This is a genomic window from Actinomadura barringtoniae, from assembly GCF_017573505.1.
GTDB lineage: Bacteria > Actinomycetota > Actinomycetes > Streptosporangiales > Streptosporangiaceae > Spirillospora > Spirillospora barringtoniae.
The window spans coordinates 372,375-398,801 of the sequence record NZ_JAGEOJ010000007.1 but is presented as its reverse complement, the minus strand read 5'-3'; the positions used below and the strand labels follow the sequence as shown (position 1 = coordinate 398,801).

Below are 26,427 nucleotides of genomic sequence, written 5' to 3'. Positions count from 1 at the left end.
CGGTCCTCGCCCGGCCTCAGGCTCCGGCGGCCTCGGCTTCGGCCTCGGCGACGAGATGGTCGCGGATGGTCTCCAGCTGCGTGCCGAGGGCGGCCTGGACGCGGACCTCCATGGCGCGGGCGATGAACGGGTCGACGACCATCTTGACCAGCGGCCGCATCCGGCGCACGACGGCGGCGATCTCCGAGACCTCGTCGCTGGTCGGGGCGGCCTCGGTGTTCAGGCGGGTGAAGACGTGGTCGTACACCAGGTTCACGAACCGCCCCGCGATCACGTCGCAGTCGTCGCGGATCTGCGCGGCGATGGTCAGCACCGAGTCGGTCGGGATGCCCGCCGCGACGAGCTCGGCGCCCACGTGCAGCAGCCGCGGGCTCGGCACCCGGTAGTGGTCGCCCTCGGGCTCGATCAGGCCGAGCTCGATCGTGCGCTCCAGGTTGCGGACGACGGTCTCCTCGTCCGCGTTCGGGTTGAACGTGGCGACCAGTTCCTCGAGCGTCACCGTTCCGGGGATCTCGTCCGACCAGGGATCGGTGAGGACCTTCTCCAGCCCGAGGACCTCGCTCACGTCCTTGCCGGTCTCCCACGCGCCGATCAGGTCCTTGATGATGGCGAAGGTGTAGCCGCGGCCGAGGAGCTTGCCGATGAGGCGCAGCCGGGCGAGATGGGTGTCGTCGTACAGGCCCACCCGGCCCTCGAGCCGGGGCGGCGGCAGCAGCCCGCGATCCTGGTAGGCGCGGATGTTCCGCACCGTGCTCCCCGCCGCGTGGGCCAGGTCGTCGATTCGGTACTCGGCCATGTCCCCGCCTCCCCGCAACCCCCGCACCGCCGCCCCCGCGCCCAGGGGGCAAGCCGTGCTCGGCGGTCCGCCGGACTCGTTCTCCTTGACCGCCCTGATCTTACTCGGCACTATTGTTACATCGGTCAATGACACATAATGAGGTGGGCCGTGGTGGACCACAGGCTTCCTGAGGACCTTGAGGCGTCGCTGCTCGGTGGTCCCGTGCGCTACACCCGGAAAGAGCTGGAGACGCTCTCGGGCATCGACGAGGACTCGGCCCGACGCATCTGGCAGGCGCTGGGCTTCCCCGCGCCCCCCGACGACGAGGTCGCCTTCACCGACGGCGACCTGGAGGCGCTCCGCGAGATCAAGGAGCTGCTCGGCAACGACCTGATCGACGAGGCCATGGTCGTGGAGCTGTCCCGCGCCGTCGGCCAGACCATGGGCCGCCTGGCGAGCTGGCTCGGCGACGTCTGGCTGCGACGGCTGAGCGACCAGCTCCCGCCCGACGAGCCGCTCACGCCCGACCTGGTGATGAACGTCCTGGCGGTCACCGAGGAGCTGCGCCACCCGTTCGAACGCCTCATGCTGCACGGGTGGCGGCGCCAGATGGCCGCGGCCGGACTGCGCGCCGCCGCCAGCACGACCGCCGTCCGCGCCGACCCGTCGGTCGGGATCACCCCGCTGGCCGTGGGCTTCGCCGACGTCGTCTCGTTCACCCGGATGAGCCGCCGCATGGACGGCGCGAGCCTCGCCGAGTTCGTGGAACGGTTCGAGTCGTCGGCCAGCCGGCTCGTCGCCGACCGCGGCGGCCGCCTGGTGAAGACCCTCGGCGACGAGGTGCTGTTCGTCGCGACCGGCGCGTCCGCCGCGGCCGACATCGGCCTGGACATCGCCGAACGCTGCGAGGAGGACCCCGAGTTCCCCCGCGTCCGCGTGGGCCTGGCGTACGGCGAGGTGGTCATGCGGCTGGGCGACGTTTTCGGCACCCCGGTCAACCTGGCCGCCCGCCTCACCGCCACCGCCCACCCCGGAACGGTCCTCATCGACGGCGGCATGGCCACCGAGCTCAACGGCTCCGCCGCGTACGACATCTCGTCCCTGCGCCCGCGCCCCCTCCAGGGCCTGGGCCGGGTCCGCCCCCGAGTCCTGCGCCGCGCAGGCCGTTCCACCAGGCCGGGCGATCGGTCGGCCAAGGGGAGCGATCGGGACTGAGGCGGCCGGGCTGTAGACGTGCGGCGGGGCCGCTCGGATTCCGAGCGGCCCCGCCTCTGTCCGGTCGTTCAGGTGATGCCGGTTACGGACGTGCCGCGGGAGAGCCCGCGCCGCCCGTGCCGTTGAGGGTCAGCAGCTGGGCGAACGGCGTCGCCAGCGACTGGATCCCGGCCAGGCCGCCGGACGAGCCGGGGCCGCTCACGCCGTAGGTGTTCACGTACGGGGTGTTGGACGAGCCGACGGCCCAGGTGTCCCTGGTGCCCTCGAACTCGGCCGCGTAGTAGCCGTCGCCGTACGCCTTGACCTTCTTGCTGAACCGGCCCTTGCGGTCGGTCGTGGCCCAGGCGAGGTGGTACCAGGTCTTCTTGCCCTTGAACCGGAAGATGATCCGGACGCGCTGCCCGCCGAACGCGGTCGGCGTCCGTTGCGTCAGCTTCCAGTAGCGGGTGAGCGTGCCCGACGTGGTCACGTACCGGTTCTTGCGAACCTTGCCGGGGGAGACCTTGATCTTGCCCATCCGGGTGCCCCAGCGCCAGACCTTGCGGACCGGGCCGGTCGACGGCATGCCGTCGGCGGTGCCGAGGAACTGGGCGCGCCAGTTGCCGGAGGTGTTGACGCGGAAGGCCGTGCTGAACGAGCCGCTGTTGACCTTGACCGTCTTCACGGTCTTCCAGCGGTCGCTCCCGGGGTAGGCGTACTGCACCTGCACCAGGCCCGCGAGGTTGTGGTAAACGCGCCGCGAGGACACGTGCCCGGAGGCCTTGAACCACCCGTAGGGGTCCATGCTCGCGGAGAAGCTGTCGACGTAGGTCTGCGCGCGCACGAGCAGCCACCGGGACTGCGTGTTCGAGGAGTCCTGGTAGAACCCGCCGGGCTTGACGTCGGCCCAGACGGAGGTGTCGCACTGCGGCTTGACCTGCACCGAGTAGTGCCCGGCGGCGTCGGTGGTGGCGTTGGCGCTCTGCGCACCCGTGCTGCAGCTGGAGTTGTCTGCGTGAACGGCGACGGCGGTGTTCGCCAGCGGGCGCCAGCCCGTGCTGGACTCCCACTCGGCGGTGCCGGTCAGCGTGAACGCGTTGCCGAAGTCGTGCTTGGGCTTGTCGGCGACGACGTTCACCCGGGTCTGCGCCTTGCTGACCTGGATGACCGGCGTGCTCGCCTCGGCGGCCTCGAGCTCGTCGGTGGCCGCGACCGCAGCGTGCACGGCGTTGGCGTTGCCGGACGAGGTGTAGGCGACGGAGAACTTGCCGTCGGCGTCGGTCGTCGGGTCGTCGACGTTCGTCTGGTCCGGAACGGTCAGATCGACCTTGACGCCGGCCAGCGGCTTGGCGTCCTCGCCGTCCTTCTGCGACATCACCTGACCGGTGATGGTCGCGGAGGGGTGCTCGGCGTCGACCGTCTGCCGGTCGGACTGGACGGTGATGGTCACCTTGGCCTTGTCGGCTGCGGCGAACGCGGGAGGGGCGGAGATCGCGGCGGACGCGAGGGTCAGCGTCAGCGCGCCGGCGATTCCCAGCGTGGTTCGTCTCAAATGGTCACCTACTCAGATTCCATCGCGCGAAAAGATCAATCGCGCGATGGAGAGACGTGCCACCTGATCTCCGGGTTGACCGCCCTTGACCAGTCGAGACCGGTCTGTGATCTTCAGCGTCCGCCGAGGCCAGAAGCGTGTGCAGCCGCGCCGACGGGTGCCGGACCGCGTGCCGGAGCGGGCGCGGACGCCGGAGCGGGTGCGGGCGCGGATGCCAGGGCGGGCGCGGATGCCGGAGCGGATGCCGGAGCGGATGCCGGAGCGGATGCCGGAGCGGGCGCCGGCGCCGGGGTGGGCGGCTGGAAGAGGCTGCCGGAGACGATGCCGCGCAGGGTGCGGGTCGCGGCGATGGTCCATGCGGCGACCAGGAGGAAGTAGAGGCCGACCGCGAGCACCGTCATGGCGTTCAGGTCCATGCGCTTGGCCAGGGCGGAGACGCCGGTCACGCACGTGCCGAGGGGGAAGGTGTAGGCCCACCAGGTCATCGCGAACGGCATGCCCGAGCGCAGCGCCCGTACGGTCGCGGTGATCGACAGGGCCAGCCACAGCAGCGCGAAGCCCATCACCGACGCCCCGTACAGCACGGCGAAGGCGGACATCGCTCCCGCGTACGCCGGCGCCACGGAAGGGGCGGCGGAGGCGATCTGGTTGACCGCGGTCGTGGACTGGCCGAGCGGCCCGAGGACCAGGAACAGCGTCGGCACCATCGCGAGCGGCAGCGGATCGTGCATCAGCCGCGTCCACACGCCCGGAAGGATGATCAGCGTCGCGAGCAGGCTGCCGCCGAAGAGCGCGTAGCAGCCGTACAGCATCAGGCTCCGCGGCTCGCCCGCCGGCAGGTGCGGGATCAGCGCGGGGCCGAGCGCCGCGGCCACCATCGGCGCGACGACCGGCAGCAGCCACGTCGGGTTGGCGGTGCCGTGGCCGACGTCGTGGCGGGTCATCATCAGGTACGGGATGCCGAACGCGACGGCCAGCGAGTAGATCGTTCCGGCGGTCCAGAGCACCGCGTCGATCCGTACCGCCGCCTCGGCGCCGAGCACGTCCTGCCCGAGCACCAGCGTTCCGAAGCCGACCGCGAGGAACGCCATCGGCGGGCAGCCGTAGAAGACGGCCGTGGCCGGGTTCTCCAGGAGCTGGAAGCGGGCCTGGTCGCGGTGCCGCAGCAGGTGCAGGCCGCGCGCGGCGCTCAGCACGATCAGCATGGCGAACGAGACGGCCCACATGACGACCGCGAAGGAGTGCTGCCCGGGCACGGACACCGGCAGCGCGTAGGCGCCGGTGGCGATGATCGCCGTGCCCATGACGCAGGCGTACCAGTTGGGCCCCAGCTGGCGGAGCCGCTCCGTGCGGACGAACGATCCGGGCAGCGTCGCCCGGGTGGCGGTTGCGGTCATGCCTCCACTCTCGGCCGGATCACCGCAGCTCAGTAGGGGGCGCGTTCCTATGAGTACATAAGCTCGACTTATGAGCTCTGCCTAGACTGGGATCATGCCGTTGTCACATCGCGTTCCCGAGCTGAGCGCGCTGGAGCTGCTGCTGGCCGTCGTACGGCTGGGCAGCCTGGGCCGCGCCGCCGAGGAGCTGGGCATCACCCAGCCCGCCGCGAGCGGCCGGATCAAGTCGATGGAGCAGCAGCTCGGCGTGGCTCTCCTGGAACGTTCACCGCGCGGCTCGCGGCCCACCGAGGCCGGGTCCCTGGTCGCCGAGTGGGCCCAGCAGGTGATCGACGCCGCGCACGCGCTGGACGCGGGCATCGAGGCGTTGCGTGCGGGGCGCGACGGCCGCCTGCGCATCGCCGCGAGCATGACCATCGCCGAGTACCTCGTCCCGGGCTGGCTGCTGGCCCTGCGCCAGACGCATCCGGACACGGCCGTCACCTTGAGCGCGGCCAACTCGACCACGGTGGCCGAGCAGGTCCTGGCGGGCGAGGCCGACCTCGGCTTCGTTGAGGGCCGCACGTCCCCGGCGGGCCTTGGCGGAACGGTCATCAGCGAGGACCGCCTGGTCGTCGTGGTCGCGCCCGGCCACCCGTGGGCCCGCCGCAGCGAGGTGACCGCAGCGGAGCTGGCCGCCACGCCGCTCGTGCTCCGCGAGGAGGGCTCCGGTACGCGAGAGGTCATCGATCGGTCTCTCCTGAAGTACGACGGCCCGGCCCGTCCGCTCCTTCAGCTCAGCTCGACCACCGCCATCAAGGCCGCCGCCGTGTCGGGCGCCGGTCCTGCGGCGGTCAGTGAGCTCGCGGTGGCCGAGGAACTGGCAGACGGGCGCCTGGTTTCGGTGCCCGTGCCCGAGTTGGACCTCAGCCGTCCGCTTCGCGCGGTGTGGCCTCAGGGGCAGCGCCCCGCAGGCCCCGCCAGGGACCTCCTCTCGTTGACCCGGCGCCGCCGCCAGGGGTCGCTTCAGGGGGCGGCCCAGGGGTCAGCCCAGGGGTCGGTCTAGGGCCCTTGACTGCCCACACATTCGCCGCTAAAAACAAAGGAAACAAACTTAACCCGGAAGATAACCAAGATCGCGCAGAGCTCCGGGCGCGATGAGGAGCCCGGTCATGAGCCATGGTTCGCGGCCCGCCCCCCGTGGTTTCCAGCGGAAATACCTCTTCTTTTGGCTTGTTGGGACAGTCTCGGCCGTTCTGGTGTCGTTCGCCGGTACGCAGGGGCTGTACGCCGGCGGCAACGAGACCAGCAACGACGTTCCCCCGCCGGTGCCACAACCGCTGACCTCGACGTCGTCCAAGCCGTCGCAAGGACAGCAGGTGACCATCGAGGCGCCGCGCGAGCTGACGAAAGTGAACGGCCGGCAAGGCGTGCTGGTCCAGGGCCATGCCGGTGACCTGCACGACTCCGTTCTGCGCCTCTTCGTGCTCGCCTACAACGGGCAGTATTACCTCATCGACAACGGCCCCGTGATCGCGCCGAACCGCGAATGGCGTTTCCTTCTGAAGCCCATTGGCGACGGCAAGCGAGATATCGGGAGGGTGTTCACCGTTTTCGTCGCGACCGTGGACAGCGATTGCCGCAAACTGCTCGACCGAAGCCACCGCGACCGGACCGGCAACATCTCCTTTACGCAGCTCCCGCCGGGGTGCACCGCGAAGGCCAAGGTGAACGTTCTCAAAACGAGCTGGTGATCGAAACGCCGCCGTCAGGTGAGGCCGTCGAGCATCAGATTGAGCGTGAAGTCGAATCGCTGGTGGCCGCTGCCGGAGGTCAGCTCGGCGGCATGGGCTCTGGTCTGCGGGAACTGGTCTTGGGGCAGGGCGCGGAGGCGGCCCATCAGCTCGTCGCGATCGACGACCCACTCCTGGTCATGATCGGTCTGACGCGCGCGGACCAGCGCGATCTCCATGGTGTACGCGGCGACGTACAGGGACAGCGAGTCCCGTGCCCAGGCGGCGGTCTGGGGCTCGACCCCGCCCGCGAGCAGGATCGCCAGGATGGCCTCGCCGACCCGCAGGGTCTCCAGGTTGGTGGAGACGGTCGCCAGCGCGGCGCGTGAGATGCCGGGATAACGCAGGTACTGATCGCGGATCTGGCCGTACACGTGCAGGAGCTGCTCCCGCCACCGCTCCGCGTCGGGCTCGGGCAGAACGAGCTCGGAGCTGAGCCGCCCGATGATCAGGTCGTCGATGTCGGCCTTGTTGACCACGTGCGCGTACACCGAGGACGGGCTGGTGCCCAGCTCGCCGGTGATGGCGCGGATCGTCAGCGCGTCATAGCCCTGGGTCGCGACCACGCGCAGCGCCGCGTCGACGATGCGGTCGACCGTGAGGGGCTCGCGGCGCGGCGCGGGCCGCACCGAGGCGTCGCCCTTGCGGTCACCGGTCTGGTCGCTCGCCTGGAGGTGACGGGCGGCGCGGCGGGCTTTCGGATCTGGGGCCATGCCCTCACCTTACCGTTGACAAGAACTAAGTTCGCCACATAGAACTTAGTTCATGACTACTGAACTTAGTTCTCCAGTGGCACGGTCGCCCGCCGTCGAGTCCCCCGTCCTGCCTCTGCGCCGGGCCTGGCTGGTCCTCGCGGTCGTGGTCGTCGCCGACATCATGGACGTGCTCGACTCGACCGTCGCCAACCTCGCCGGCCCCTCGATCCGCGCCGACCTGGGCGGCGCCGACTCCACCGTGCAGTGGGTGCCGGCCGCCTACACCGCGGCGTTCGCCCTCGGCCTGGTCACCTCGGGCCGGCTCGGCGACCTGGTCGGCCGCCGCCGGCTGTTCCTGGCGGGCCTGGCCGGATTCACCCTCGCCTCACTGGCCTGCGGCCTCGCGCCGGGCGTCTGGTTCCTGATCGGCGCCCGCGTTCTGCAGGGCCTGTGCGGATCGGTGATGATCCCGCAGGGCTTCGCGCTCGTGAAGATCGTCTTCCTGCCGCAGCACCTGCGCCGGGCGCTCATCCCGTTCGGCCCGATCATGGGCCTGGCCACCGTGGCCGGCCCGATCCTGGCGGGCTGGCTGCTGCACCTGAACCTCTTCGGCAGCGAGTGGCGCTCGATCTTCCTGATCAACGTCCCGATCGGCGTCGCCGCCCTGCTTCTGGGCGCGCTCTTCCTGCCCCGCAACGCCGGTGAGGACACCACCGCACGCCTGGACCTGCGCGGCGTCGGCCTGCTCACCCTGGCCTCGGCGCTGCTGATCATCCCCCTGGTGCAGGGCCGCGAGCTCGGCTGGCCGCTCTGGACGTACGCCATGATGGCCGCCTCGGTCCCGGTCCTCGCGCTGTTCGCCTGGTCCGAACGCCGCAGCGCCCACCCGGTGATCGCCCCGACCCTCTTCCGCAAGCGCAGCTTCATCGTCGGCCTCGTGATCGTCGGCGGCTTCTACGCCGGGCTCACCGGCTTCCAGCTCGCGCTCAACCTGATGCTCCAGCTGGGCGCGCACTGGACGCCTCTGCACACCGGCCTGACCCTGATCCCCTGGGCTCTGGGCAGTGCGGTCGCCGTCGGCCTCGCCGGTGCCTTCCTGGCCGAACGGCTCGGCCGCGCCACCCTGCACCTCGGTCTCGGCATCGCCGCCGCCGGCCTGGTCGTCCTCGGCGTGACCGTCGCGTACACCCAGGACTCGCTGACCTCCTGGACCCTCGCGCCCGCGCTGCTGATCACCGGCTTCGGCTCCGGCCTGGTCTTCATTCCGATCTTCGACTACGTCCTCGGCGACGCGACCTCCGACGAGGTCGGCACCGGCTCCGGCATGCTCAACGCCGCCCAGCAGTTCGCCAACGCCACCGGCGCCGCCGCCCTGGGCACCGCCTTCTTCGCCCAGGCCGCGCACGGCGGCTTCTTCGACGCCGGCGAACTCATCACCGGCCTGGCCGCCGCCCTCTTCCTGGTCACCCTGCTCCTGGTCGGCCTCCTCCCCAAGCACGCCCAGCAAGGCCACTGAGACCACCGCCCGCTTTGAGCGCGCGTTGGCACCCCGGCCGGGGTGAGGGCTTCGACCGGGGTGCAAGAGGTGACTCAGGTGCGCAGAGGTGGGGCTGGTCGAGGGACGGACGGGGTCGAGGGACGGACGGATCGGGACCGGACGGGTCGGCTACATGTCGGGCTGGGTCGGGTCGAGCGGAGTGAGTACCAGGCCGGGGTTGTTCACGACGGCCTTGTTCTGGGTGCCGGGGGGCGGCTCACCCGGGCCGAGGCCCTTGCTGCCGCAGACCCGCTCCTTCTCCTCCGGGGTCATGTCGCGGTCCTTGAAGACGACGCTGCGGTTGCCTTCCTTCTTCTGCGCTGTCTGGGAGTAGCCGAACAGGGTCCACTCGTAGTGGTAGCCGCCGGGGTCGCCCTTCGGGTCGAAGGCGACGGGGTCACCGAAGTTCATCTTCCAGTTGCCGTTGACCTTGAGCATCTCGGTGGACATCTCCATCCAACCGACCTTGCCCGGGGCGATGTGCTCGGTGTTGCCGGTCCACTGCCAGGTGCCGTGCATCCACTCATGGCCGTACTTGAGCGTGACCGACGCTTCCACGATCTTGAAGAGCTCGACGCCCACGTGGAAGTCGATCCCGAGGCTGTTGGTCTGCTGCTCGACGACGGTGAGCTGCCACTGGTGGTCGGCGACCTCCGAACCGCAGTTCCAGGCGTTCATGTCGCCGTCTGGAATGTAGAACTTGCTCTGGTAGGACTCGTAGCTCGTCGGCTCGAACTGGCACCGATCGGCCTTGTACCTGGTCTGCGTTTCCATCTGCGGGCAGGTGTCGATCATCTTGAGGTCCGAGAGATCGACGTTGTTCTTGGCGCTCGCTGAGCCCGAGGAGAGCGCCACCGCTCCGGTGAGTGCGGCCGCCCCGGTCGCCAGGGCGGTCGCGCCGACCAGAACCTTTTTTCGGATGACACGCATTGATCTTCCCTCTCGCGTCGGGAGCTTCCAGATAATGCGTTCATATCAACGTTTTCGCGCTCCGCTTTTAGCGTCGCGTTAAGTGTCTTGTAAGGAATCTTAGGGTTCATTCGTTAAATGGATCGCGGCTTATTTCGCGCGCAATTTCGCGCACGCACGTTCGCGCGCTCGTCCGCACGCACGTTCATGTGCGCGTACGTGAGGCGGCTGCCGGCGCCCGCCCTCGGGGTGGTCGCCGGGCGGCGCCGGGGTGATCGCGGTCACAAATCGTTGGCGTTCGGGGGTTGACCGCGCGTGGGATGGAGGGCTAAACACAGAAGAACCAACATAACCAGGAGCGAATCAACATGTACGCGGAGGAGAGGCGGGCCGAGATCCTTCGGCGGGCCCGTTCGGGTGGGCGCGTCGATGTCGTCGGGCTGGCGGAGACCCTGTCGGTGACCGGCGAGACCATCCGCAGGGACCTGACCGTGCTGGAGCGCGCCGGTGTCGTCCGGCGGGTGCACGGCGGGGCCATCCCGGTGGAACGGCTCGGGTTCGAGCCGGCGCTGTCGGCGCGCAACTCGGTGATGACCGCCGAGAAGGAGCGCATCGCCAAGGCGGCGCTGGCCGAGCTGCCGGACGAGGGCTCGGTGATCATCGATGCCGGGTCCACGTCCGAACGGCTCGCCGAGGCACTGCCGGTGGACCGGGAGCTGACGGTCGTGGTCAACTCCCCGCCGCTCGCGGCCACCCTCGCCGCCCGCCCCAACCTCACCGTGATCATGCTGGGCGGCCGGGTACGGCGCCGGACGCTCGCCACCGTCGACGACGGGAGCCTGCACATGCTGGAACATTTGTACGCCGACGTTGCCTTCATGGGCACCAACGGGGTGTCCCTCGAGCGGGGCTTCACCACGCCCGACCCCGCGGAGGGCGCCATGAAGCGGGCGATGATCGGCGCGGCCCGGCGGTCGGTGATCCTCGCCGACCACACCAAGGTCGGCATCGACTACCTCGCCCGGTTCGCCGACCTCGCCGACATCGACACCCTGATCACCGACGACGCGCTCGACCAGGAGCTCGCCGACGGGTTCGAGCAGGCGGGCATCCGGATGGTCCTCGCGTGATCGTCACCGTGACCCTGAACCCGAGCCTGGACCGCACGATCGAGGTCGACTCGCTGACCCGCGGCGCCGTGATCCGGACCCGTTCGGCACGCCTGGACCCCGGCGGCAAGGGCGTGAACGTGTCGCGGGCGCTGCTGGCCAACGGCATCGACTCGACCGCGGTGGTCCCGGTCGGCGGACCCGACGGCGACCAGCTCCGCCGGATGCTGGAGGCCGAGGGCATGAAGGTGCGCGCGGTGCCGTCCGCCGGGCACACCCGTTCCAACGTGACGATCGCCGAGCCCGGCGGCCTGGTCACCAAGTTGAACGAGCCGGGCGGACCGCTGTCGCGCGGCGAGCTCGACGCGGTGGCCAAGGTCGTCGCCACCGAGGCCGACTCGGCGAGCTGGGTGGTCGGCTGCGGCAGCATCCCGCCCGGCGTCCCGGAGACGATCTACGCCGAGCTGTGCAAGGCGTTCGTCCCGGCGGGCATCCGGGTGGCCGTGGACACCAGCGGGCCCGCGCTGCTCGCCGCCGTCGCGGCCGGACCCGACCTGATCAAGCCCAACCGCGAGGAACTCGCGGAGGCCGTCGGGGGCCCGGTCGACCGGCTCAGCGACGTGATCGAGGCGGCGCGGGCCCTGCGCGCCCGCGGCGCCCGAACCGTCCTGGTGAGCCTCGGCGCGGACGGCGCCGTGCTCGTCGACGACGAAGGGATCACGGCCGGTTCCGCGCCGGTCGAGAACCCCAACAGCACGGTCGGCGCAGGTGACGCGCTCCTCGCCGGTTTCCTCTCCGCCGGCGCGCAGGGCCCCGCCGCCCTCCGCGAGGGCCTCGCCTGGGGCGCCGCCGCGGTCGGCCAGCCCGCCAGCCGCATGCCCGGCCCGAACGACATCCGCCGCGACCTGGTACGCCTCCACCCCCGCCCCGACCTGGACCGAGCCCTCCTCACCTGACCTGCCCGCCGACATCGACAGAGACACGACGACAAGAGCAACGACGACGTTCGAATTCGACCCCCCGATCGACAGGAGGCCGTCATGGCCACTGCGTACACCCCCGAAGTAACCGGCACCGGGATCCGCGCGCGGGTCCAGAAGGTGGGCGGTTATCTGGCCGGGATGGTGATGCCCAACATCGGCGCGTTCATCGCGTGGGGCCTCATCACCGCGCTGTTCATCCCGACCGGCTGGCTGCCCGACAAGGAGCTCGGCGAGCTCGTCGACCCGACGATCAAGTTCCTGCTGCCGATCCTGATCGGTTACACCGGCGGCCGGATGGTGCACGGCCAGCGCGGCGCGGTCGTCGGCGCGGTCGGCACGATCGGGGTCGTCGTCGGCGCCGACCAGCCGATGTTCCTCGGCGCGATGATCATCGGTCCGCTGACGGCGTACGTGCTCAAGCTGTTCGACGGCCTCGTCGAGGACCGCGTGCGGCCCGGGTTCGAGATGCTCGTCGACAACTTCTCGGCCGGCATCATCGGCGCGGCCATGGCGGTGCTCGGCCGCACCGTCATCGGGCCGGTCATGCACCACCTCACCACCTGGGCGGGCGATTCGGTCAACTGGCTGGTCGACCACGACGTGCTGCCCGCGGCGTCCGTGCTGATCGAGCCGGCCAAGGTGCTGTTCCTCAACAACGCGATCAACCACGGCGTCCTCGGCCCGCTCGGGGTGCAGCAGGCGGCCGAGCACGGCAAGTCGATCCTGTTCACGCTGGAGTCCAACCCCGGCCCGGGCCTCGGCGTGCTGCTGGCCTATTTCTTCTTCGGCCCGCGCCGGCTCCGCCCGACCGTGCCCGCCGCGATCATCATCCAGTTCCTCGGCGGCATCCACGAGATCTACTTCCCGTACATCCTCATGAAGCCGCGGATGATCCTCGCCACCATCGCGGGCGGCGCGACCGGCGTCTCGATCTTCCTGATCTTCCACACCGGCCTGGTCGCCACGCCCGCGCCGGGCAGCATCTTCGCCTACTTCGCCCAGACGCCGAAGGGCGTGAACAACTGGATCGGCATCTACACCGGGATCGCGGCCTCGGCGGCCGTCTCGTTCTTCGTCGGCGCACTCCTCCTCGGCTTCGGCAAGCTCGCCGAGCCCGCGGCGGCGGACGGGGCCGAAGGAGCCGAAACCCCGGAGGCCTCGGAAGAGGCCGAAGCGCCCGAGCCTGCGTCGGCGTCGGCGTCGGCGTCGGCGGAGGCCTCGGGCGAGACGAAGTCGTCCGACGAGCAGCCCGCGACGGAGAAGGCCGGTACCGACGGCACCTCCCAGCAGCCCGCCGCCCACTAGCGCGGCATCCCGACCCCCTCCACGAACCGGAGTTCGATCATGGTCACCAGCATCGACGGCAAGGACATCAAGAAGCTCGTCATCGCGTGCGACGCGGGCATGGGCAGCAGTGTCATGCTCGCCGGCCAGCTGCGCAGGACGCTGAAGAAGGAGCCGGTGACGGTGGAGCACACCCCCGTCGACTCCATCCCCGGCGACGCCGACGTCGTCGTCTGCCACTCGGGCCTCGCCGCCCGTGCCCGCCGCGCGGCGCCGGACGTCGTGATCGTGTCGTTCGAGGTCTACATCGGCGACCCGGCGGTCAACCAGGTCGTCACCGCGATCAAGAACGGCGGTGTGGTGGGTGCCTGAGTCGACCGCGCGGCTCCTGGACCCGCGCGCCATCCGGCTGAACGTCCAGGCCGCCGACCGCGACGACGCCATCCGGCAGTGCGGCCGCGCGCTGGCCGAGGCGCGTGCGGTGAGCGCCGCGTACGCCGAGAGCATGCTCGAACGCGAGCGCTCGATCTCCACCTACCTCGGCGAGGGCGTGGCGATCCCGCACGGCACCGCGAGCGGCAAGGACGAAGTGCTCCACGACGCGCTGGCCGTGCTGCGGTTCCCCGACGGCGTGGACTGGAACGGCCACACGGTCACCGTCTGCATCGCGATCGCGGCCAAGGGCGACGGGCACATGGCGATCCTCGCCGAACTCGCCGAGGTCCTGATGGACCCCGACCAGGCACGCCGGCTCCGCGAGGCGGGCACCGCCGAGGACGTCATGCGCCTCCTCCAGCCCAGCGACCAACCCACGTAACGACCGACGTAACGACCGACGTCACGACCGACGTCACGCCCCGCGCGGCAACCCGCGTAACGGCCGACGCAACGACCCGCGAGGCAACTCGCGTCACAAAACGGTTCGAACCGACCCGGTTCGGACCGAATCGAACCGACCGACGTCACCGCACGGCTCACCCGAAACCCAGCGAACAGGAACGGACACGATGAAAGTCGCTCGCTTCTACGCTCCCGGAGACATCCGCCTGGAGGACGCCCCCGAGCCGGAGCCCGGGCCCGGGGAGCTGAAGATCCGCGTACGCAACTGCTCGACCTGCGGCACGGACGTCAAGATCTCCCGCTTCGGGCACCACCACATCGTGCCGCCGCGCGTGATGGGCCACGAGATCGCCGGCGAGGTGGTCGGCGGCGACGCGCCCGGCTGGGCGCCCGGCGACCGCGTCCAGGTGATCGCGGCGATCCCCTGCGGGCACTGCTCGGAGTGCCGGCGCGGCCGGATGACGGTCTGCGTCAACCAGGAGTCGATGGGCTACCACTACGACGGCGCGTTCGCCGAGTACATGGTCATCCCCGCCAAGGTGCTCGCGGTGCAGGGCGTGAACCGGATCCCCGACGGCGTCTCGTTCGCCGAGGCCTCCGTCGCCGAGCCGCTCGCCTGCGTGATGAACGGCCAGGAGATCGCGGGCGTGTCCGACGGCGACGACGTCGTCGTCTTCGGCTCGGGACCGGTCGGCTGCCTGCACGTGCGCGTGGCCCGCGCGAACGGCGCCGGCCGCGTGTTCCTGATCGACGTCAACCGCGACCGGCTCGAACAGGCCGCCGCGCTGGTCAAGCCCGACGGTGCCGTGTGGGCGACGCCCGACCTGGACGTTCCCGAGGCGATCCGCGACCTCACCGAGGGCCGCGGCGTCGACGTGGCGATCACCGCCGCCGCGTCCGGCGTCGCGCAGGTCCAGGCGATGGAGATGGCCGCGCCGGGCGCCCGGATCAGCTTCTTCGGCGGGCTGCCCAAGGACGACCCGATCATCTCGGTCGACTCCAACAAGGTGCACTACCGCGAGCTGAGCCTGGTCGGGGCGAACGGTTCCAGCCCGTCCCACAACGCGCGCGCCCTGGCGATGATCGGCTCCGGCGCGGTGCCGGTGGACGACCTCATCACGCACCGCCTGCCGCTCGCGTCCATCCACGAGGCCCTCGATCTCGTCGCGCGCGGCGAGGCCATCAAGGTGACCATCGAGCCCTGACGACCCCGGAGTCCACCCCATGTACTCGGCTCCCGCGCGCAGGCCGACCTCGCGAGGCACGCCACCGCCTCGCGGCCTCGCGAGATCCAGCGACCGGCCGCGCGCGGGAGCCGTCCCAGCCCGAACCGCCGAGTCTGCCCAGCCCTCCTCAACCCCGGCCCTCCCCAACCCCGGCCCTCCCCAACCCCGGCCGTCCAGCCCCAGCCGCTTCGACAACGGAGGATCCAGTGCCCGAACGCATCGTGACCGTGGGCTCCGCCCAGGGCCTGCACGCCCGTACCGCGAAGATCTTCGCCGAGGCGGCCGCCCGGCAGCCGGTCGGCGTGACCATCAGCTCTGGCGAGAAGGGGCCCGTTCCGGCGGCCAGCCTGCTCGGCCTGCTGACGCTCGGCGCCGTGCAGGGGGCCGAGGTGGCCCTGCACGCCGAGGGTGAGGGAGCCGACGCCTCGCTCGACGAGCTGGCCGACCTGCTCGCCCGCGACCTCGACGCGGAGGAGCCCGATCATGCCGAATCCGCCTGAGCCGCTGCGCGGCCTCGGCGTGAGTCCCGGGCTCGCGGCGGGTCCCGTGCTGCCGATGGGACGGCCGCCCGAGCTGCCGCCCCCGCTGGCGGCGACCGACCCCCGCTACGAGCTCGCCACCGCCGTCAACGCGCTGGAAGCGGTCCGCGCCGACCTGGCCGAACGTGCCAGGAACGCCCCCACCAAGGACGCCCGCGACGTTCTCGAGGCGCAGGCGGCGATCGCGGCCGACCCGATGCTGGAGAGCGACCTCGGCGTCCGTACCGAACGCGGCGAGGACGCGGTCCACGCGCTGCACGGCACGTTCGACGAGTACCGGCGCGTGCTGCTGGAGGCCGGCGCGCACCTGGCCGAACGCGCCACCGACCTGGCCGACATCGCCCAGCGCGCGATCGCGGTCGCGCTGGGCGAGCCGATGCCGGGGGTGCCCGCGCCCGGTCACCCGTTCATCCTGATCGCGGACGACCTGGCGCCCGCCGACACCGCGACGCTCGACCCCGCCACCGTGCTGGCGCTGGTCACCGAACGCGGCGGGCCGACCAGCCACACCGCGATCCTCGCCCGTTCGCTCGGTCTCCCGGCCGTCGTCGGGTGCGGCGGCCTGCTGGCCTCGCTGACCGCCGTGTCCGCGGAGACGTCGGATCTCCGCGCGACCGTGGACGGCACGACCGGTGAGGTACGGATCGGAGTCGGCGACGACGAGGTCGCCTCCCACCAGCAGCGCGGCGAACACCTGAAGGCCCGGCTCGCCAACGCGAGCCGGCAACCCGGCAGCACGGCGGACGGCCATCGCGTCGACCTGATGGTCAACATCGGCTCGGCGGCGGATCTGGCGAGCGCGGACCTGACCGGCGTCGCGGGCGTCGGCCTCTTCCGCACCGAGTTCCTCTTCCTCGAACGCCGCACGGAACCCGGCTTCGACGAGCAGGTGAGCGCCTACCGCGAGGTCTTCGACGCGGTCGGCGACCGTACGGTGATCGTCCGGACCCTGGACGCGGGCGCCGACAAGCCGCTGCCGTTCCTCGGCCTCGCCGACGAGCCCAACCCGGCGCTCGGCGTCCGCGGCTTCCGCACGGCACGGTGGCGTCCCGAGGTCCTCGACACCCAGCTCAGGGCCATCGCCGCCGCCGCGACCTCGACCCGCGCGACCGTCCGCGTGATGGCACCGATGATCTCCACGGCGACCGAGGCCGCGGACTTCGCCGAACGTGCCGGACGGCACGGGCTGGCGAACGCGGGCGTCATGGTCGAGGTCCCGGCCGCCGCCCTCCGCGCGTCCGCGCTTCTCCAGGTCGCGGGCTTTCTGAGCATCGGTACGAACGACCTGAGCCAGTACACGCTGGCCGTCGATCGGCAGAGCGGCGACCTGCCCGACCTGCTCGATCCGTGGCAGCCCGCGCTGCTGGAGCTCATCGCGATGTGCACGCGCGCCGGCCGGGAAGCCGGCAAGAGCGTGAGCGTCTGCGGCGAGGCCGCCGCCGATCCGCTGCTCGCACCGATTCTGGTCGGCCTGGGTGTCACCCGCCTGTCGATGTCGGCGCGCAGCCTGCCCGCCGTACGCGAGGCCCTGTCGTCCCACGACCTGGCCGACTGCGAACGCATGGCCGAACGTGCGCTGGCCGCCGCCGACGCCGCGCAAGCCCGTGCGGCAGTAGCCCGTGCCGCAGTAGCCCGTGGGGCGGTGAACCGACCAGCCGTTCCGCAGCCCGGCCCGCTGCCACCGCCCGGCACGCCGCCGCAGCCCGGCACGCCGCCGCAGACCGGCTCGCCGCCACCGTCAGCACCGCCGGCACCTGTCGGCTCACCAACCGAGGCCGCGGCGGTCTCGGTGAACGCGGACACTCGGCGGGGAGGCTGACGCGAGGATGCGCCGGACGCTAGCGCTGGTGTCCCTGGCCGTGACGTCGATGATCGCGCTGGGAACGCTCGTTCCCAGCGCGCTGCTCGCCCGGGAGCTGGCCCGGGACCGGGCCGTCATCGAGGCGCAGCGCCGGTTGAGCGTGCTGGTGTCGGTGGTGTCGGGCTCCCCGGACCGGGCGACGATCGAGCACGCCGTCGCGGTGGTCAACACCGAGACGGGCGGGGCGTCGGTGGTGGTGTTCCCGGACGGGTCGACGATCGGCGGCGGCTCGCTGGTCCCGTCGACCGTGCTGGTGTCGGCGCGCGGCCGGAGCCTGGCGATGGAGACCCGTTCGTCCGGGCGGCGCGTCGTACTGCAGGCCACGCCGAGCGGCGCGATCGTGCAGGTCAGCCTGCCCGGCGACGCCCTCCCGCCCGGAGTGGTCGCCGCGTGGGCGGTGATGGGCATGGTCAGCCTGCTGCTGGTCGCGTTCTCGATGTTCACCGCCGACCGGCTCGGCGCGCGGGTGGTCGGGGCGGCGCAGCGGCTCGGCGAGGCGGCGGCGCGGCTCGGCGCCGGCGACATGCGCGTGCGGATCGAGCCGGAGGGCCCGCCCGAACTGCAGGACACCGCTATCGCGTTCAACACCGTCGCCGAACGCGTGAGCTGGCAGATTGCCACCGAACGCGAGATGGCCGCCGACCTGTCGCACCGGCTGCGCACCCCACTCACCGTGCTGCGGCTGAACGTCGACCGGCTCGGCGTGGACGAGGCGACGGCGCCCACCCGGCTCGCGCTCTCCCGCCTGGAGCAGGAGATCGACCAGGTGATCCGCATGACGCGGCGTTCGGAGGACGAGTCCGACACCGCGATGTGCGACGCCGCCGAGGTGGTGCGCGAACGCGTCGAATACTGGTCGGCGCTGGCCGACGACCAGGGCCGGCGATGGCATCTCACCTGCCCGGAGCACAGCGTCTCGGTGCCGGTCGGGCGCGGCGAACTCTCGGCGGCCCTGGACGCGGTGCTCGGGAACGTCTTCCACCACACGCCCGAGGGCGTCGCGTTCGCCGTCACCGTGCAGTCCGGCCGGGACCGCGCGGGCATCCTGATCTCCGACGCCGGACCGGGGATCCCCGAGCCCGAGACGATGAGCGAACGCGGCCGCAGCGGCGGCGGCTCCACCGGGCTCGGCCTGGACATCGCGCGGCGGCTGGCCGAGTCCACCGGCGGCGAAATGAAGATCGACCGCTCGGTGATGGGCGGCGCGCACGTCGGGCTGTGGCTGCGGACCACGGCCTCCTACCGCGAGCAACGCGAGCGTTCCCGGGGGCGAACCCTCGAACCATAAGACACTTAAGATTTCTTAGGAGTTGCTTATAGGTCGGATAAGCGCATCCTCATATCCCGGTCGCATTAAATGGCATTGGACTTCAGGTCTGAATGCAAAGGGAGTTGTCATGGCGCAGCTGCTCGAGCGACGTCGCCACGCGATGGACGGAAAGCAGAGTCTCCCGGCCATGAAGCCCGCGTCGGCCCGGGTGATCACGCTCATTCCGGCCCGCGACGAGACCGGTCAGATCGCCGATACGCTCGCCTCCCTGCGCGTTCAGGAACGGCGGCCCGACCGCATCATCGTGATCGCCGACAACTGCACCGACGAGACCGCCGCGTTCGCCCATCTCTGCGGCGCCGACATCGTCGAGACCCGCGACAATGCGCACCGCAAGGCCGGGGCGCTCAACCAGGTGCTGGACCGCGTCCTGCCGGACTGCGGACCGGACGACGCCATCCTGGTGATGGACGCCGACTCCACGCTTCATCCGGGCTTCATCGTGCACGCTCTCGCCTACCTCGCCACCGGCAGGTACGCGGCGGTGGGCGGCACGTTCGAGGGCAAGCCCGGCGGTGGCCTGGTCGGCATGTTCCAGCGCAACGAATACGCCCGCTACGCGCGTGACGTCCGGCGCCTTAACGGCAAGGCGCTCGTGCTCAGCGGAACGGCCACGCTCTTTCGGGCCGAGACGCTGCGCGAGATCGTTCACGCGCGTAGCGAGGGGCGGTTGCCGGGCGCACCGCATGTGTACGACGTCCGCGTCCTCACCGAGGACAACGAGCTGACCCTCGCGATCCTGCACCTTCGGATGCGCATTCTCTGCCCCATCGAATGCACTCTGGCGACCGAGGTCATGCCAACGTGGGGAGACCTTTTCCGGCAGCGACTCCGCTGGAAAAGAGGCGCGCTGGAAAATCTGATCGACTATGGCTGGACACCCGTGACCCGCCGTTATTGGGGACGCCAGTTGCTGGCCCTCACCGGCCTCGCGGTCATCGGCATTTATCTCGCCTCCATCGCGACCACCCTCACCACCACCGGCAGCATCCCGCTCAGCCCCTTCTGGATAGGCGTGACCGGGGTCTTCGCGATCGAACGAGCGGTCACCGTGCGGGCCCGCGGCTTTGCGCAGATGTGCATCGCGGCGCTGCTGCTCGTGGAAATGGCGTTCGACGTGTTCCTTCAGGCCGTCCAGCTCAGAGCCTTTTGCGAGGCCGCTCTGCACACCGAAAGGAAGTGGTAGCCCATGTATCACCGGTTCCCCGCAGGGGGATTGGCGCCGAGCGCGTGCGGAGCGACGAGCGTGGCCGGCATGCCGTTCCTGGGCTGGCAGGCCGTCTGGATCGGCGTCGCCGCGTTCACCCTCATGTCCATGGCCGCCGCGGTCTGGCGGGCCCTTCCCCGGCGAGGACGATGAAGGGAACCGCGAACAGGCATGGCTCGCATTCTTGTAGTGGAGGACGACCTAGAAGTCCGCACCGCGCTCGTACGCGACCTCACCGACCGCCACCATTCGGTCCGCAGCGTCGGCGAGGCCTGGACGGCCCTGCGCGAGGTCTCCGAGAACCCGCCCGAAGCCGTCATCCTCGACCTCGGCCTACCTGACCTGGACGGCTTCGAACTGCTGAAAATGCTGCGAGGAATATCGACCATCCCCGTCCTGGTCGTCACGGCCCGCGACGGCGAACGCGACATCGTCCGCCTCCTGAACGCCGGAGCCGACGACTACCTGGTCAAGCCGTTCTCAGTCGAAGAACTCGAGGCCCGCCTGGGCGCCGTCCTGCGCCGCGCGCAAGGCGGCGGAGGCGAGTCCACCGTCTTCACCGTCGGCGGCCTGCGGATCGACCTGGTCCGGCACGAGGCGTTCATGAACGACCAGGCGATCGACCTGTCCCGCCGCGAGTTCGACCTGCTCGCCTACCTGGCCGCCCGCCCCGGCGAGGTGGTCTCGCGCTCCGAGCTGCGCGCCGAGGTCTGGCGCCAGCCGTACGGCAACGACCAGACCGTTGACGTTCACCTTTCCTGGCTGCGCCGCAAGCTCGGCGAAACGGCGTCCGCCCCCCGCTACCTGCACACGGTACGGGGCGTAGGGATCAAGTTGGAGGTCCCGCAATGAACCCCGACCCCGCCCAGAGCAGCGGCGGCTACCCGAAGGTCCCCGCCCACGGAAGCGTCCCCCTGTCGTCCGACCCACCCGACCGCCTGGTCGCCTCCTACCGATCGAGCTCACGAGGCTCCCACCGCGCATCCCCCGGCGACCCGTTCCGCCCCAGGCCCCCAGCCAAGCCACCCACCCGATCCCAACGCCACAACCGCACCCCCCTCAGCGCCCCCACCCCCGTAAGTCCGCCCCGCCCAGCCACCCCGCCGAGCTCCCTAGGCCGAGGCGGCCCCACCCACGAAACCGAACCAATAGCGAAAGTCCCCGAGACCGCCCAACACCCCCCAACCCACCCCCCCCCCCCGCCCAAGCAACCAACCCACCCGCCCGAGCAGGCCAGCCGCCCGCCCGAGCAGACCGCCCCTCCGAGTGAGCAAGCCGTTCGGCCACTTGAGCAGGGGGCGCGCCGACCCGAGCGAGGAGCACGCCCGCCCGAGCAAGCCGCCCGTCCAGGTGAGCGAGCGGCGCACCCACCTGAGCAGGCCGCTCGCCCGCCTGAGCAAGCCGCCAGCTCGGGTGAACGAGCGGCGCGCCCGCCTGAGCAAGCCGCCCACGCGCCCGAGCAAGCCGCCTCTCCGGGTGTGCAAGCCGCCCGCCCATCCGAGCAAGCCAACGTCGCGCCCGAGCGAGCTCCGCGTACACCTGAGCAGGGGGCTCGTACGTCTAAGCAGGCCTCTAGTTCGGGTGAGCGTGCCGCCCGCGCGCCCGAGCAGGCCGTTCGCCAGGCGGAGCATGCCGCCCGTGCATCTGAGCAAGCCGCCTACGTGCCCGAGCAAGCCCCGCGTCCGCCTGGGCAGGGCGCCCGTTCGGCTGAGGGAGCAGTCGGCCGGACGGAGCGGGCTTTCCGTCCGCCCGAGCAAGCCGCCCGCCCGGCGGAGCGGGACGCGCGTCCACCCGAGCGGGCCGCCCACGCGACGGGGCTAGCAGCCCATCCGCTTACGCGAGCCGCTAGTGCGCCCGAGCGTGCACCGGAGCATGCAGCCCGTCCAGCTGAGCATGCCGTCCACTCGTCTGAGCGTGGTGCTCACTCAGCTGAACGAGCCTCCCGTTCGACCGAACGCGCAGCCCGTCCGGCCGAGCGGGCGCCACGTCGGCTCGGGAGAGCAGCGCGTTCGCCTGAGGACGGGCCGCGCCCGCGTCACCGGCGCGTCGAGGTGGAGGCGGACCACGAGGGGCCTGCTCACGAGCGCCCGAAGGGGCCCAAGCGCCGCATGAAGACTCGCTACATCGTCAGCTGGACCGTGATCTCCATCTGCGGCACGTTGCTCATCGCGCAGGCTGTGGCGAAGTCGCTGGGCGGCGGCGATCCGTCCTCGAGCGCGGGCGCACGCAGGGACGCGGGAACGAGCAGCCTCCGGGCGCCCGCCGACGACCGGCGGCCCATGTCGATCACTCCGACGTCGCCGATCACGCCGAGCGCCTCGTCCACCGTTCCGCCGCCGGTGGATCCGCCGCCCGCGGTCACGATCGCAGTGCCCGGCCAGCGCGCCGACGTCGTGGGCAAGACCGGGGTACGCCTCTCCGGCACGGCCGGTCAGCTCCGCGGCAACTCTCTGCAGGTCTTCATCTTCGCGCAGGACGGCCGCTACTACGCCGCGAGCGGTGGCCCGATCCCCGTGGTGAACGGCCGGTGGGCGCTGTCGATCCCCAGGCTGGGTGCGGGCGCGAGGGATGTCGGGAGCATCTTCGTGATCATGGCGGCCCTCGCCGACCACTCCTGTGTGAAGACCCTGAAGGCCGCACATGCCGACAAGAAGGGGAACGTGATGTTCAAGCGCCTGCCGCGCGGATGCCGGGAGGGTGCCAGCGTGACCGTGCACAAGATCGCCCCTTGACCGCGCCCTCGATCGCCGCCCGCCGCGTCTCGATCGCAGTCCGCCCCCGCCATGGACGACAATGGCGGCACACGGACACGACCTGGGGCGGAGAAGCATGTACGCCGAAGAGCGTCAGCAGGCGATACTCGACCGGGCCCGCTCTAAGGGCAGGGTCGATGTGGTGGCGCTCGCCGAGGAGTTCGGGGTGACCACCGAGACGATCCGGCGTGACCTCACCGCCCTCGAACGCGTCGGTACGCTGCGCCGGGTCCATGGCGGCGCCATCCCCGTTGAACGCCTCGGATTCGAGCCCGCCCTCTCGGCGCGCGACGCGGTCCTCAACGAGGAGAAGGAACGGATCGCCAAGGCCGCCCTGACCGAGGTTCCCGCCGACGGTTCGATCATCATCGACGCCGGCACGACCACCGCCCGCCTCGTTCAGCTGCTCCCGTCCGACCGCGAGCTGACCGTCGTCGTGAACAGCCCGCCGCACGCCACGGCCCTCGCCACCCGCCCCAACCTGAACGTCATCATGCTGGGCGGCCGGGTGCGCGGCCGTACGCTGGCCACCGTCGACGACTGGGCCCTGCGCCCGCTGGCCGACCTGTGGGTGGACGTGGCGTTCATGGCGACCAACGGATGTTCGGCGGCCCGCGGTCTCACGACCTCCTACCAGGCCGAGGCCGCCGTGAAGAAGGCCATGCTCGCCTCCTCCCGCCGCCGCGTCCTGCTCGCCGACCACACCAAGATCGGCAACGACTACCTGGTGCGCTTCGGTGAGCTGTCCGAGATCGACGTGCTGATCACCGACACCGGCCTCAGTACCGAGTCCGCCGCCGAGATCGCCGCCACCGGCCCCGAGGTCATCCGCGTCTGACCCCTCCTCATGCCTCCAGGCCCATCCTCGAGCACCGGCCTGTGCTCAATTATCTCAACATTGATCTACTTGACGTAAAGAATAATCCCATGGTGTTGTCTCAATGTTGAGACTCTCGATGGAGGCAACATCATGCGTCGCAAGTACCTGCCCGCCCTTCTGGCGCTAGCCCTGGCAGCCGGCACGACCGCCCCCGCCCAGGCATCCGCTCCGCCGTACCCGAGCACGATCCAGCTCCCGAACGGCTTCCAACCCGAGGGCGTCGCCACAGGACCCGGCCCGTTCGCCTACTTCAGCTCCATGGCCGATGGCTCGATCTACCGCACCGACCTGCGCACCGGCCGCGGCGCGATTTTCAGCCGCGGCCCGGGCACCCCGTCCCTCGGCATGCAGATCGACCGCTCCGGCCGCCTTTTCGTCGCCGGAGGCACGGGCGGCGACGCCCGCGTCATAGACATCCGTACCGGCCGCCAGTTGGCGTCCTACCGCCTAACCACCGGCCCGGCTTTTGTGAACGACATCGCCCTCACCCAAGGCGCGGCCTGGATCACGGACTCGACCAACCCCGTTCTCTACAAGCTGCCCCTGCGCCGCAACCGCCTCCCCGCCGCCGCAACCCGGATCCCGCTCACCGGAGACATCACCTACGGCGAAGGCTTCAACGCCAACGGCATCACACCAACCCCGGACGGCAAGGCACTACTCATCGTTCAGTCGAACAGCGGCCGCCTGTTCCGCACCGACCTCTCCGGCGTGACCCACCAGGTCAACCTCCATGGCGATTCCCTCCCCGAGGGCGACGGCCTCCTCCTCCGCGGCCGAACGCTCTACGCCGTCCAGAACCGCCTTAACACCGTGGCCGTCCTCCACCTGAATTCCTCCGGAACCGAAGCCCGCGTAGTACGCCGCGTCACCGACCCACGCTTCGACGTACCCGCGACCATGGCGCCGTTCGGCAACCGCCTCTACCTGCCCAATGCCCGCTTCAACACAACCCCGACCCCCGACACCCCGTACACCGCCGTAGCCATCCCCCGCCCCTGACCGAGCCGCCCGGCTCACGACCTACGCCGCAGCCGCCCCTGGCCGTCCTCCCAGAAAGCAAAACGCCCCGCCGAGGGAGAACCCTCGGCGGGGCGTAAAGAAGAGCGGAGGATCGGGGATTTGAACCCCGGATGGGCTTGCACCCAAACCGCATTAGCAGTGCGGCGCCATAGACCGGACTAGGCGAATCCTCCAGGAGGCCAGCAGGCCGAGAACAGGTTACCGGGTGTTTGCCACCCCCGGCAAAGCGAGCCACCAGCATAGCCCGGCCGGCCGTCTCCCGCAGGGCGCGGGAGACGGCCGTGCAGGTCACATGCCGATCCGGAACCCACCGCTGAAGCCGCACGCCTTGGACAGCGCCTCGCCGCTGGTCTTCATGTTGTTGATGCTGCTCAGCCCGCTGGTCCCGCCGAGCGGGTTGCTGGCCATCTGGCGCAGGGACGCGGCAGCGGCGTCGATGTCACTCGCGAACTTGGAGGCGGACGACTCGACGTCACCCCCGGCCTTCTGCCCCTCGCTGCGCACCGTCGACGCGAAGTCGGTGAGCTTCTGCGTGCTGGCCGCCACACTGGCCTGCGGGTTGTTGGGGTCGGGCGCCACGGAGGTGCTGGACAGCTTCTCCGCCGCCGACTTGATGTTGTCGCACGCGGCCTTCTTGTCGCCGCCGCCGGTGACCGAGTCCAGCGGGCCACAGGCGGACGACGCCAGCAGGGCGCCACCGACGGCGATCACACCCACCAGCTTCGTGGCAGACATGCGCATGGGATTTCTCCTTGAACGGGGGGATTTGGCTCGGACGAGGGTAAACCCCACGGGTCACCTGCGTCTCGATTACCCCTTTGACCCCGCTACCCCCCGATCGGTTCCCATGACCCAGGTCACTGGCCCGGATCGACGGCCCCACCCCCGGACGCGCGTTCTGGGGAACCGATTCGCGGTTAGGTCCAGACAGCCGGTACAGTTGTCTCCGGTTGAGCAGCCGTAGCTCAATGGATAGAGCATCTGACTACGGATCAGAAGGTTGGGGGTTCGAATCCCTCCGGCTGCGCCAGCTCAAAGGCCCCTCGCGATCACTGCGGAGGGGCCTTTTGCATTCCCTGGGAGCCGCCGGACTTCAGCCCTCGAAGGGGCCCTACGTCCTCGGTGATCGTGATGCTCGCGCGCCCCGAGATCGCCGAGACCACCTGCGGCAACGCCTCTGTGAGGCGCCCGGGTGTCGCAACTCACGGTCTCCGGCTCGGTCGCTGAACGAGCTTGGAGGTCGTGCGTCTCGTTACTCGGGTAGTTCTGGAGCGTAGAAGGATGGAAGGGGCTCGGGGCCGGTGTACTTCTGGCATTCACACGGCTGCATCTCGTTGCCCGTCCATGCACCGTTGTTCCACGTTGGGCGTTCGACGCCTGCACGGCAGCGGCCCTCGACGTCGTGGAACGAGGCGCCGTGGCCGCACTGGCACAACGGCCCGCGTTCGACGGCCTTCTGGTCTTGCTTGCGCCGGGGCAGGAGGCGACCGATTGCCAGGCCGGTTCCGAAGATCAGCGCTCCGGCCAGCATCTCGATCACGACGGCTCCCTTCCACCC

26 protein-coding genes and 2 tRNA genes are annotated in these 26,427 nt (G+C 70.6%); 20 read left to right on the top strand and 8 right to left on the bottom strand.

Annotated features, from left to right (window positions below; genetic code table 11):
- Positions 1–16: 16 nt before the first annotated feature.
- Positions 17–796, bottom strand: coding sequence for a MerR family transcriptional regulator (locus J4573_RS19545; protein WP_208257168.1), 780 nt, complete (start codon positions 794–796; stop codon positions 17–19).
- 150 nt (positions 797–946) lie between these two features.
- Here J4573_RS19545 and J4573_RS19540 point away from each other — a divergent pair, with 150 nt between their 5' ends.
- Positions 947–1,993: an adenylate/guanylate cyclase domain-containing protein gene (locus tag J4573_RS19540; RefSeq protein WP_307796713.1), complete on the top strand. Its 1,047-nt coding sequence runs from the start codon at positions 947–949 to the stop codon at positions 1,991–1,993.
- Positions 1,994–2,075: 82 nt separating this feature from the next.
- Here the strand turns inward: J4573_RS19540 and J4573_RS19535 are convergent, their stop codons facing one another.
- Together J4573_RS19535 and J4573_RS19530 are read right to left on the bottom strand one after the other, a co-directional pair.
- On the bottom strand, positions 2,076–3,524 hold the full coding sequence (locus J4573_RS19535; RefSeq protein WP_208257166.1) for a hypothetical protein: 1,449 nt from the start codon (positions 3,522–3,524) through the stop codon (positions 2,076–2,078).
- A 113-nt stretch (positions 3,525–3,637) separates the two neighbouring features.
- Positions 3,638–4,921 carry a TDT family transporter gene (locus J4573_RS19530; protein WP_208257165.1) on the bottom strand — a complete coding sequence of 428 codons (1,284 nt, stop codon included), beginning with the start codon at positions 4,919–4,921 and terminating at the stop codon, positions 3,638–3,640.
- 94 nt (positions 4,922–5,015) lie between these two features.
- Here J4573_RS19530 and J4573_RS19525 point away from each other — a divergent pair, with 94 nt between their 5' ends.
- Together J4573_RS19525 and J4573_RS19520 are read left to right on the top strand one after the other, a co-directional pair.
- A complete protein-coding gene (locus J4573_RS19525) occupies positions 5,016–5,966 on the top strand; it encodes a LysR family transcriptional regulator (protein WP_208257164.1) in 951 nt (316 codons plus the stop codon).
- Between the two features lie 106 nt (positions 5,967–6,072).
- Positions 6,073–6,654 (top strand): hypothetical protein, encoded by a 582-nt coding sequence (locus tag J4573_RS19520; RefSeq protein WP_208257163.1) that lies wholly within the window; start codon positions 6,073–6,075, stop codon positions 6,652–6,654.
- Between the two features lie 14 nt (positions 6,655–6,668).
- Here J4573_RS19520 and J4573_RS19515 read toward each other — a convergent pair whose 3' ends face one another.
- Positions 6,669–7,406, bottom strand: coding sequence for a TetR/AcrR family transcriptional regulator (locus J4573_RS19515; protein ID WP_208257162.1), 738 nt, complete (start codon positions 7,404–7,406; stop codon positions 6,669–6,671).
- 52 nt (positions 7,407–7,458) lie between these two features.
- Between J4573_RS19515 and J4573_RS19510 the strand changes: the two genes are divergently transcribed.
- On the top strand, positions 7,459–8,904 hold the full coding sequence (locus J4573_RS19510) for a DHA2 family efflux MFS transporter permease subunit (RefSeq protein ID WP_208257161.1): 1,446 nt from the start codon (positions 7,459–7,461) through the stop codon (positions 8,902–8,904).
- A gap of 150 nt (positions 8,905–9,054) precedes the next feature.
- Here J4573_RS19510 and J4573_RS19505 read toward each other — a convergent pair whose 3' ends face one another.
- Positions 9,055–9,855: a hypothetical protein gene (locus J4573_RS19505; protein ID WP_208257160.1), complete on the bottom strand. Its 801-nt coding sequence runs from the start codon at positions 9,853–9,855 to the stop codon at positions 9,055–9,057.
- A 347-nt stretch (positions 9,856–10,202) separates the two neighbouring features.
- Between J4573_RS19505 and J4573_RS19500 the strand changes: the two genes are divergently transcribed.
- From J4573_RS19500 to J4573_RS19430, 15 genes are all read left to right on the top strand, one after another.
- On the top strand, positions 10,203–10,964 hold the full coding sequence (locus tag J4573_RS19500) for a DeoR/GlpR family DNA-binding transcription regulator (protein ID WP_208257159.1): 762 nt from the start codon (positions 10,203–10,205) through the stop codon (positions 10,962–10,964).
- Positions 10,961–11,899, top strand: coding sequence for a 1-phosphofructokinase (gene pfkB, locus J4573_RS19495; RefSeq protein WP_208257158.1), 939 nt, complete (start codon positions 10,961–10,963; stop codon positions 11,897–11,899). Before J4573_RS19500 ends, pfkB begins: the two co-directional genes overlap by 4 nt.
- 84 nt (positions 11,900–11,983) lie before the next feature.
- Positions 11,984–13,231 (top strand): mannitol-specific PTS transporter subunit IIC, encoded by a 1,248-nt coding sequence (gene mtlA / locus J4573_RS19490; RefSeq protein WP_208257157.1) that lies wholly within the window; start codon positions 11,984–11,986, stop codon positions 13,229–13,231.
- A 39-nt stretch (positions 13,232–13,270) separates the two neighbouring features.
- Positions 13,271–13,582 carry a PTS sugar transporter subunit IIBC family protein gene (locus J4573_RS19485; protein ID WP_208257156.1) on the top strand — a complete coding sequence of 104 codons (312 nt, stop codon included), beginning with the start codon at positions 13,271–13,273 and terminating at the stop codon, positions 13,580–13,582.
- A complete protein-coding gene (locus tag J4573_RS19480) occupies positions 13,575–14,027 on the top strand; it encodes a PTS mannitol transporter subunit IIA (protein ID WP_208257155.1) in 453 nt (150 codons plus the stop codon). The genes J4573_RS19485 and J4573_RS19480 overlap by 8 nt, the downstream gene beginning before the upstream one ends.
- A 190-nt stretch (positions 14,028–14,217) precedes the next feature.
- Positions 14,218–15,255 (top strand): zinc-dependent dehydrogenase, encoded by a 1,038-nt coding sequence (locus tag J4573_RS19475; RefSeq protein WP_208257154.1) that lies wholly within the window; start codon positions 14,218–14,220, stop codon positions 15,253–15,255.
- Between the two features lie 227 nt (positions 15,256–15,482).
- Entirely contained in the window at positions 15,483–15,776 is a 294-nt protein-coding gene (locus J4573_RS19470; RefSeq protein WP_208257153.1) for an HPr family phosphocarrier protein, read from the top strand.
- Positions 15,760–17,634 (top strand): phosphoenolpyruvate--protein phosphotransferase, encoded by a 1,875-nt coding sequence (gene ptsP / locus J4573_RS19465; RefSeq protein WP_208257152.1) that lies wholly within the window; start codon positions 15,760–15,762, stop codon positions 17,632–17,634. The genes J4573_RS19470 and ptsP overlap by 17 nt, the downstream gene beginning before the upstream one ends.
- Before the next feature lie 7 nt (positions 17,635–17,641).
- Positions 17,642–18,964: a sensor histidine kinase gene (locus J4573_RS19460; RefSeq protein WP_208257151.1), complete on the top strand. Its 1,323-nt coding sequence runs from the start codon at positions 17,642–17,644 to the stop codon at positions 18,962–18,964.
- A gap of 109 nt (positions 18,965–19,073) precedes the next feature.
- Positions 19,074–20,192, top strand: a complete 1,119-nt coding sequence (locus J4573_RS19455) for a glycosyltransferase family 2 protein (RefSeq protein WP_208257150.1) — start codon at positions 19,074–19,076, stop codon at positions 20,190–20,192.
- A gap of 3 nt (positions 20,193–20,195) precedes the next feature.
- A complete protein-coding gene (locus J4573_RS19450; protein WP_208257149.1) occupies positions 20,196–20,366 on the top strand; it encodes a hypothetical protein in 171 nt (56 codons plus the stop codon).
- Between the two features lie 18 nt (positions 20,367–20,384).
- On the top strand, positions 20,385–21,065 hold the full coding sequence (locus J4573_RS19445) for a response regulator transcription factor (RefSeq protein WP_208257148.1): 681 nt from the start codon (positions 20,385–20,387) through the stop codon (positions 21,063–21,065).
- 1,256 nt (positions 21,066–22,321) lie between these two features.
- Positions 22,322–22,945, top strand: coding sequence for a hypothetical protein (locus tag J4573_RS19440; protein WP_208257147.1), 624 nt, complete (start codon positions 22,322–22,324; stop codon positions 22,943–22,945).
- A 97-nt stretch (positions 22,946–23,042) separates the two neighbouring features.
- Positions 23,043–23,804: a DeoR/GlpR family DNA-binding transcription regulator gene (locus tag J4573_RS19435; RefSeq protein ID WP_208257146.1), complete on the top strand. Its 762-nt coding sequence runs from the start codon at positions 23,043–23,045 to the stop codon at positions 23,802–23,804.
- Positions 23,805–23,936: 132 nt separating this feature from the next.
- Complete coding sequence (locus J4573_RS19430) at positions 23,937–24,848, top strand: SMP-30/gluconolactonase/LRE family protein (RefSeq protein ID WP_208257145.1); 912 nt, start codon at positions 23,937–23,939, stop codon at positions 24,846–24,848.
- 105 nt (positions 24,849–24,953) lie between these two features.
- Here the strand turns inward: J4573_RS19430 and J4573_RS19425 are convergent.
- Together J4573_RS19425 and J4573_RS19420 are read right to left on the bottom strand one after the other, a co-directional pair.
- Positions 24,954–25,042 (bottom strand) — tRNA-Ser (locus J4573_RS19425).
- Between the two features lie 115 nt (positions 25,043–25,157).
- Positions 25,158–25,604, bottom strand: coding sequence for a hypothetical protein (locus tag J4573_RS19420; RefSeq protein WP_243773228.1), 447 nt, complete (start codon positions 25,602–25,604; stop codon positions 25,158–25,160).
- A gap of 219 nt (positions 25,605–25,823) precedes the next feature.
- Between J4573_RS19420 and J4573_RS19415 the strand changes: the two genes are divergently transcribed.
- Positions 25,824–25,899 (top strand) — tRNA-Arg (locus J4573_RS19415).
- Between the two features lie 222 nt (positions 25,900–26,121).
- Here the strand turns inward: J4573_RS19415 and J4573_RS19410 are convergent.
- Positions 26,122–26,409, bottom strand: a complete 288-nt coding sequence (locus tag J4573_RS19410) for a hypothetical protein (RefSeq protein WP_208257143.1) — start codon at positions 26,407–26,409, stop codon at positions 26,122–26,124.
- Between the last annotated feature and the right edge of the window lie 18 nt (positions 26,410–26,427).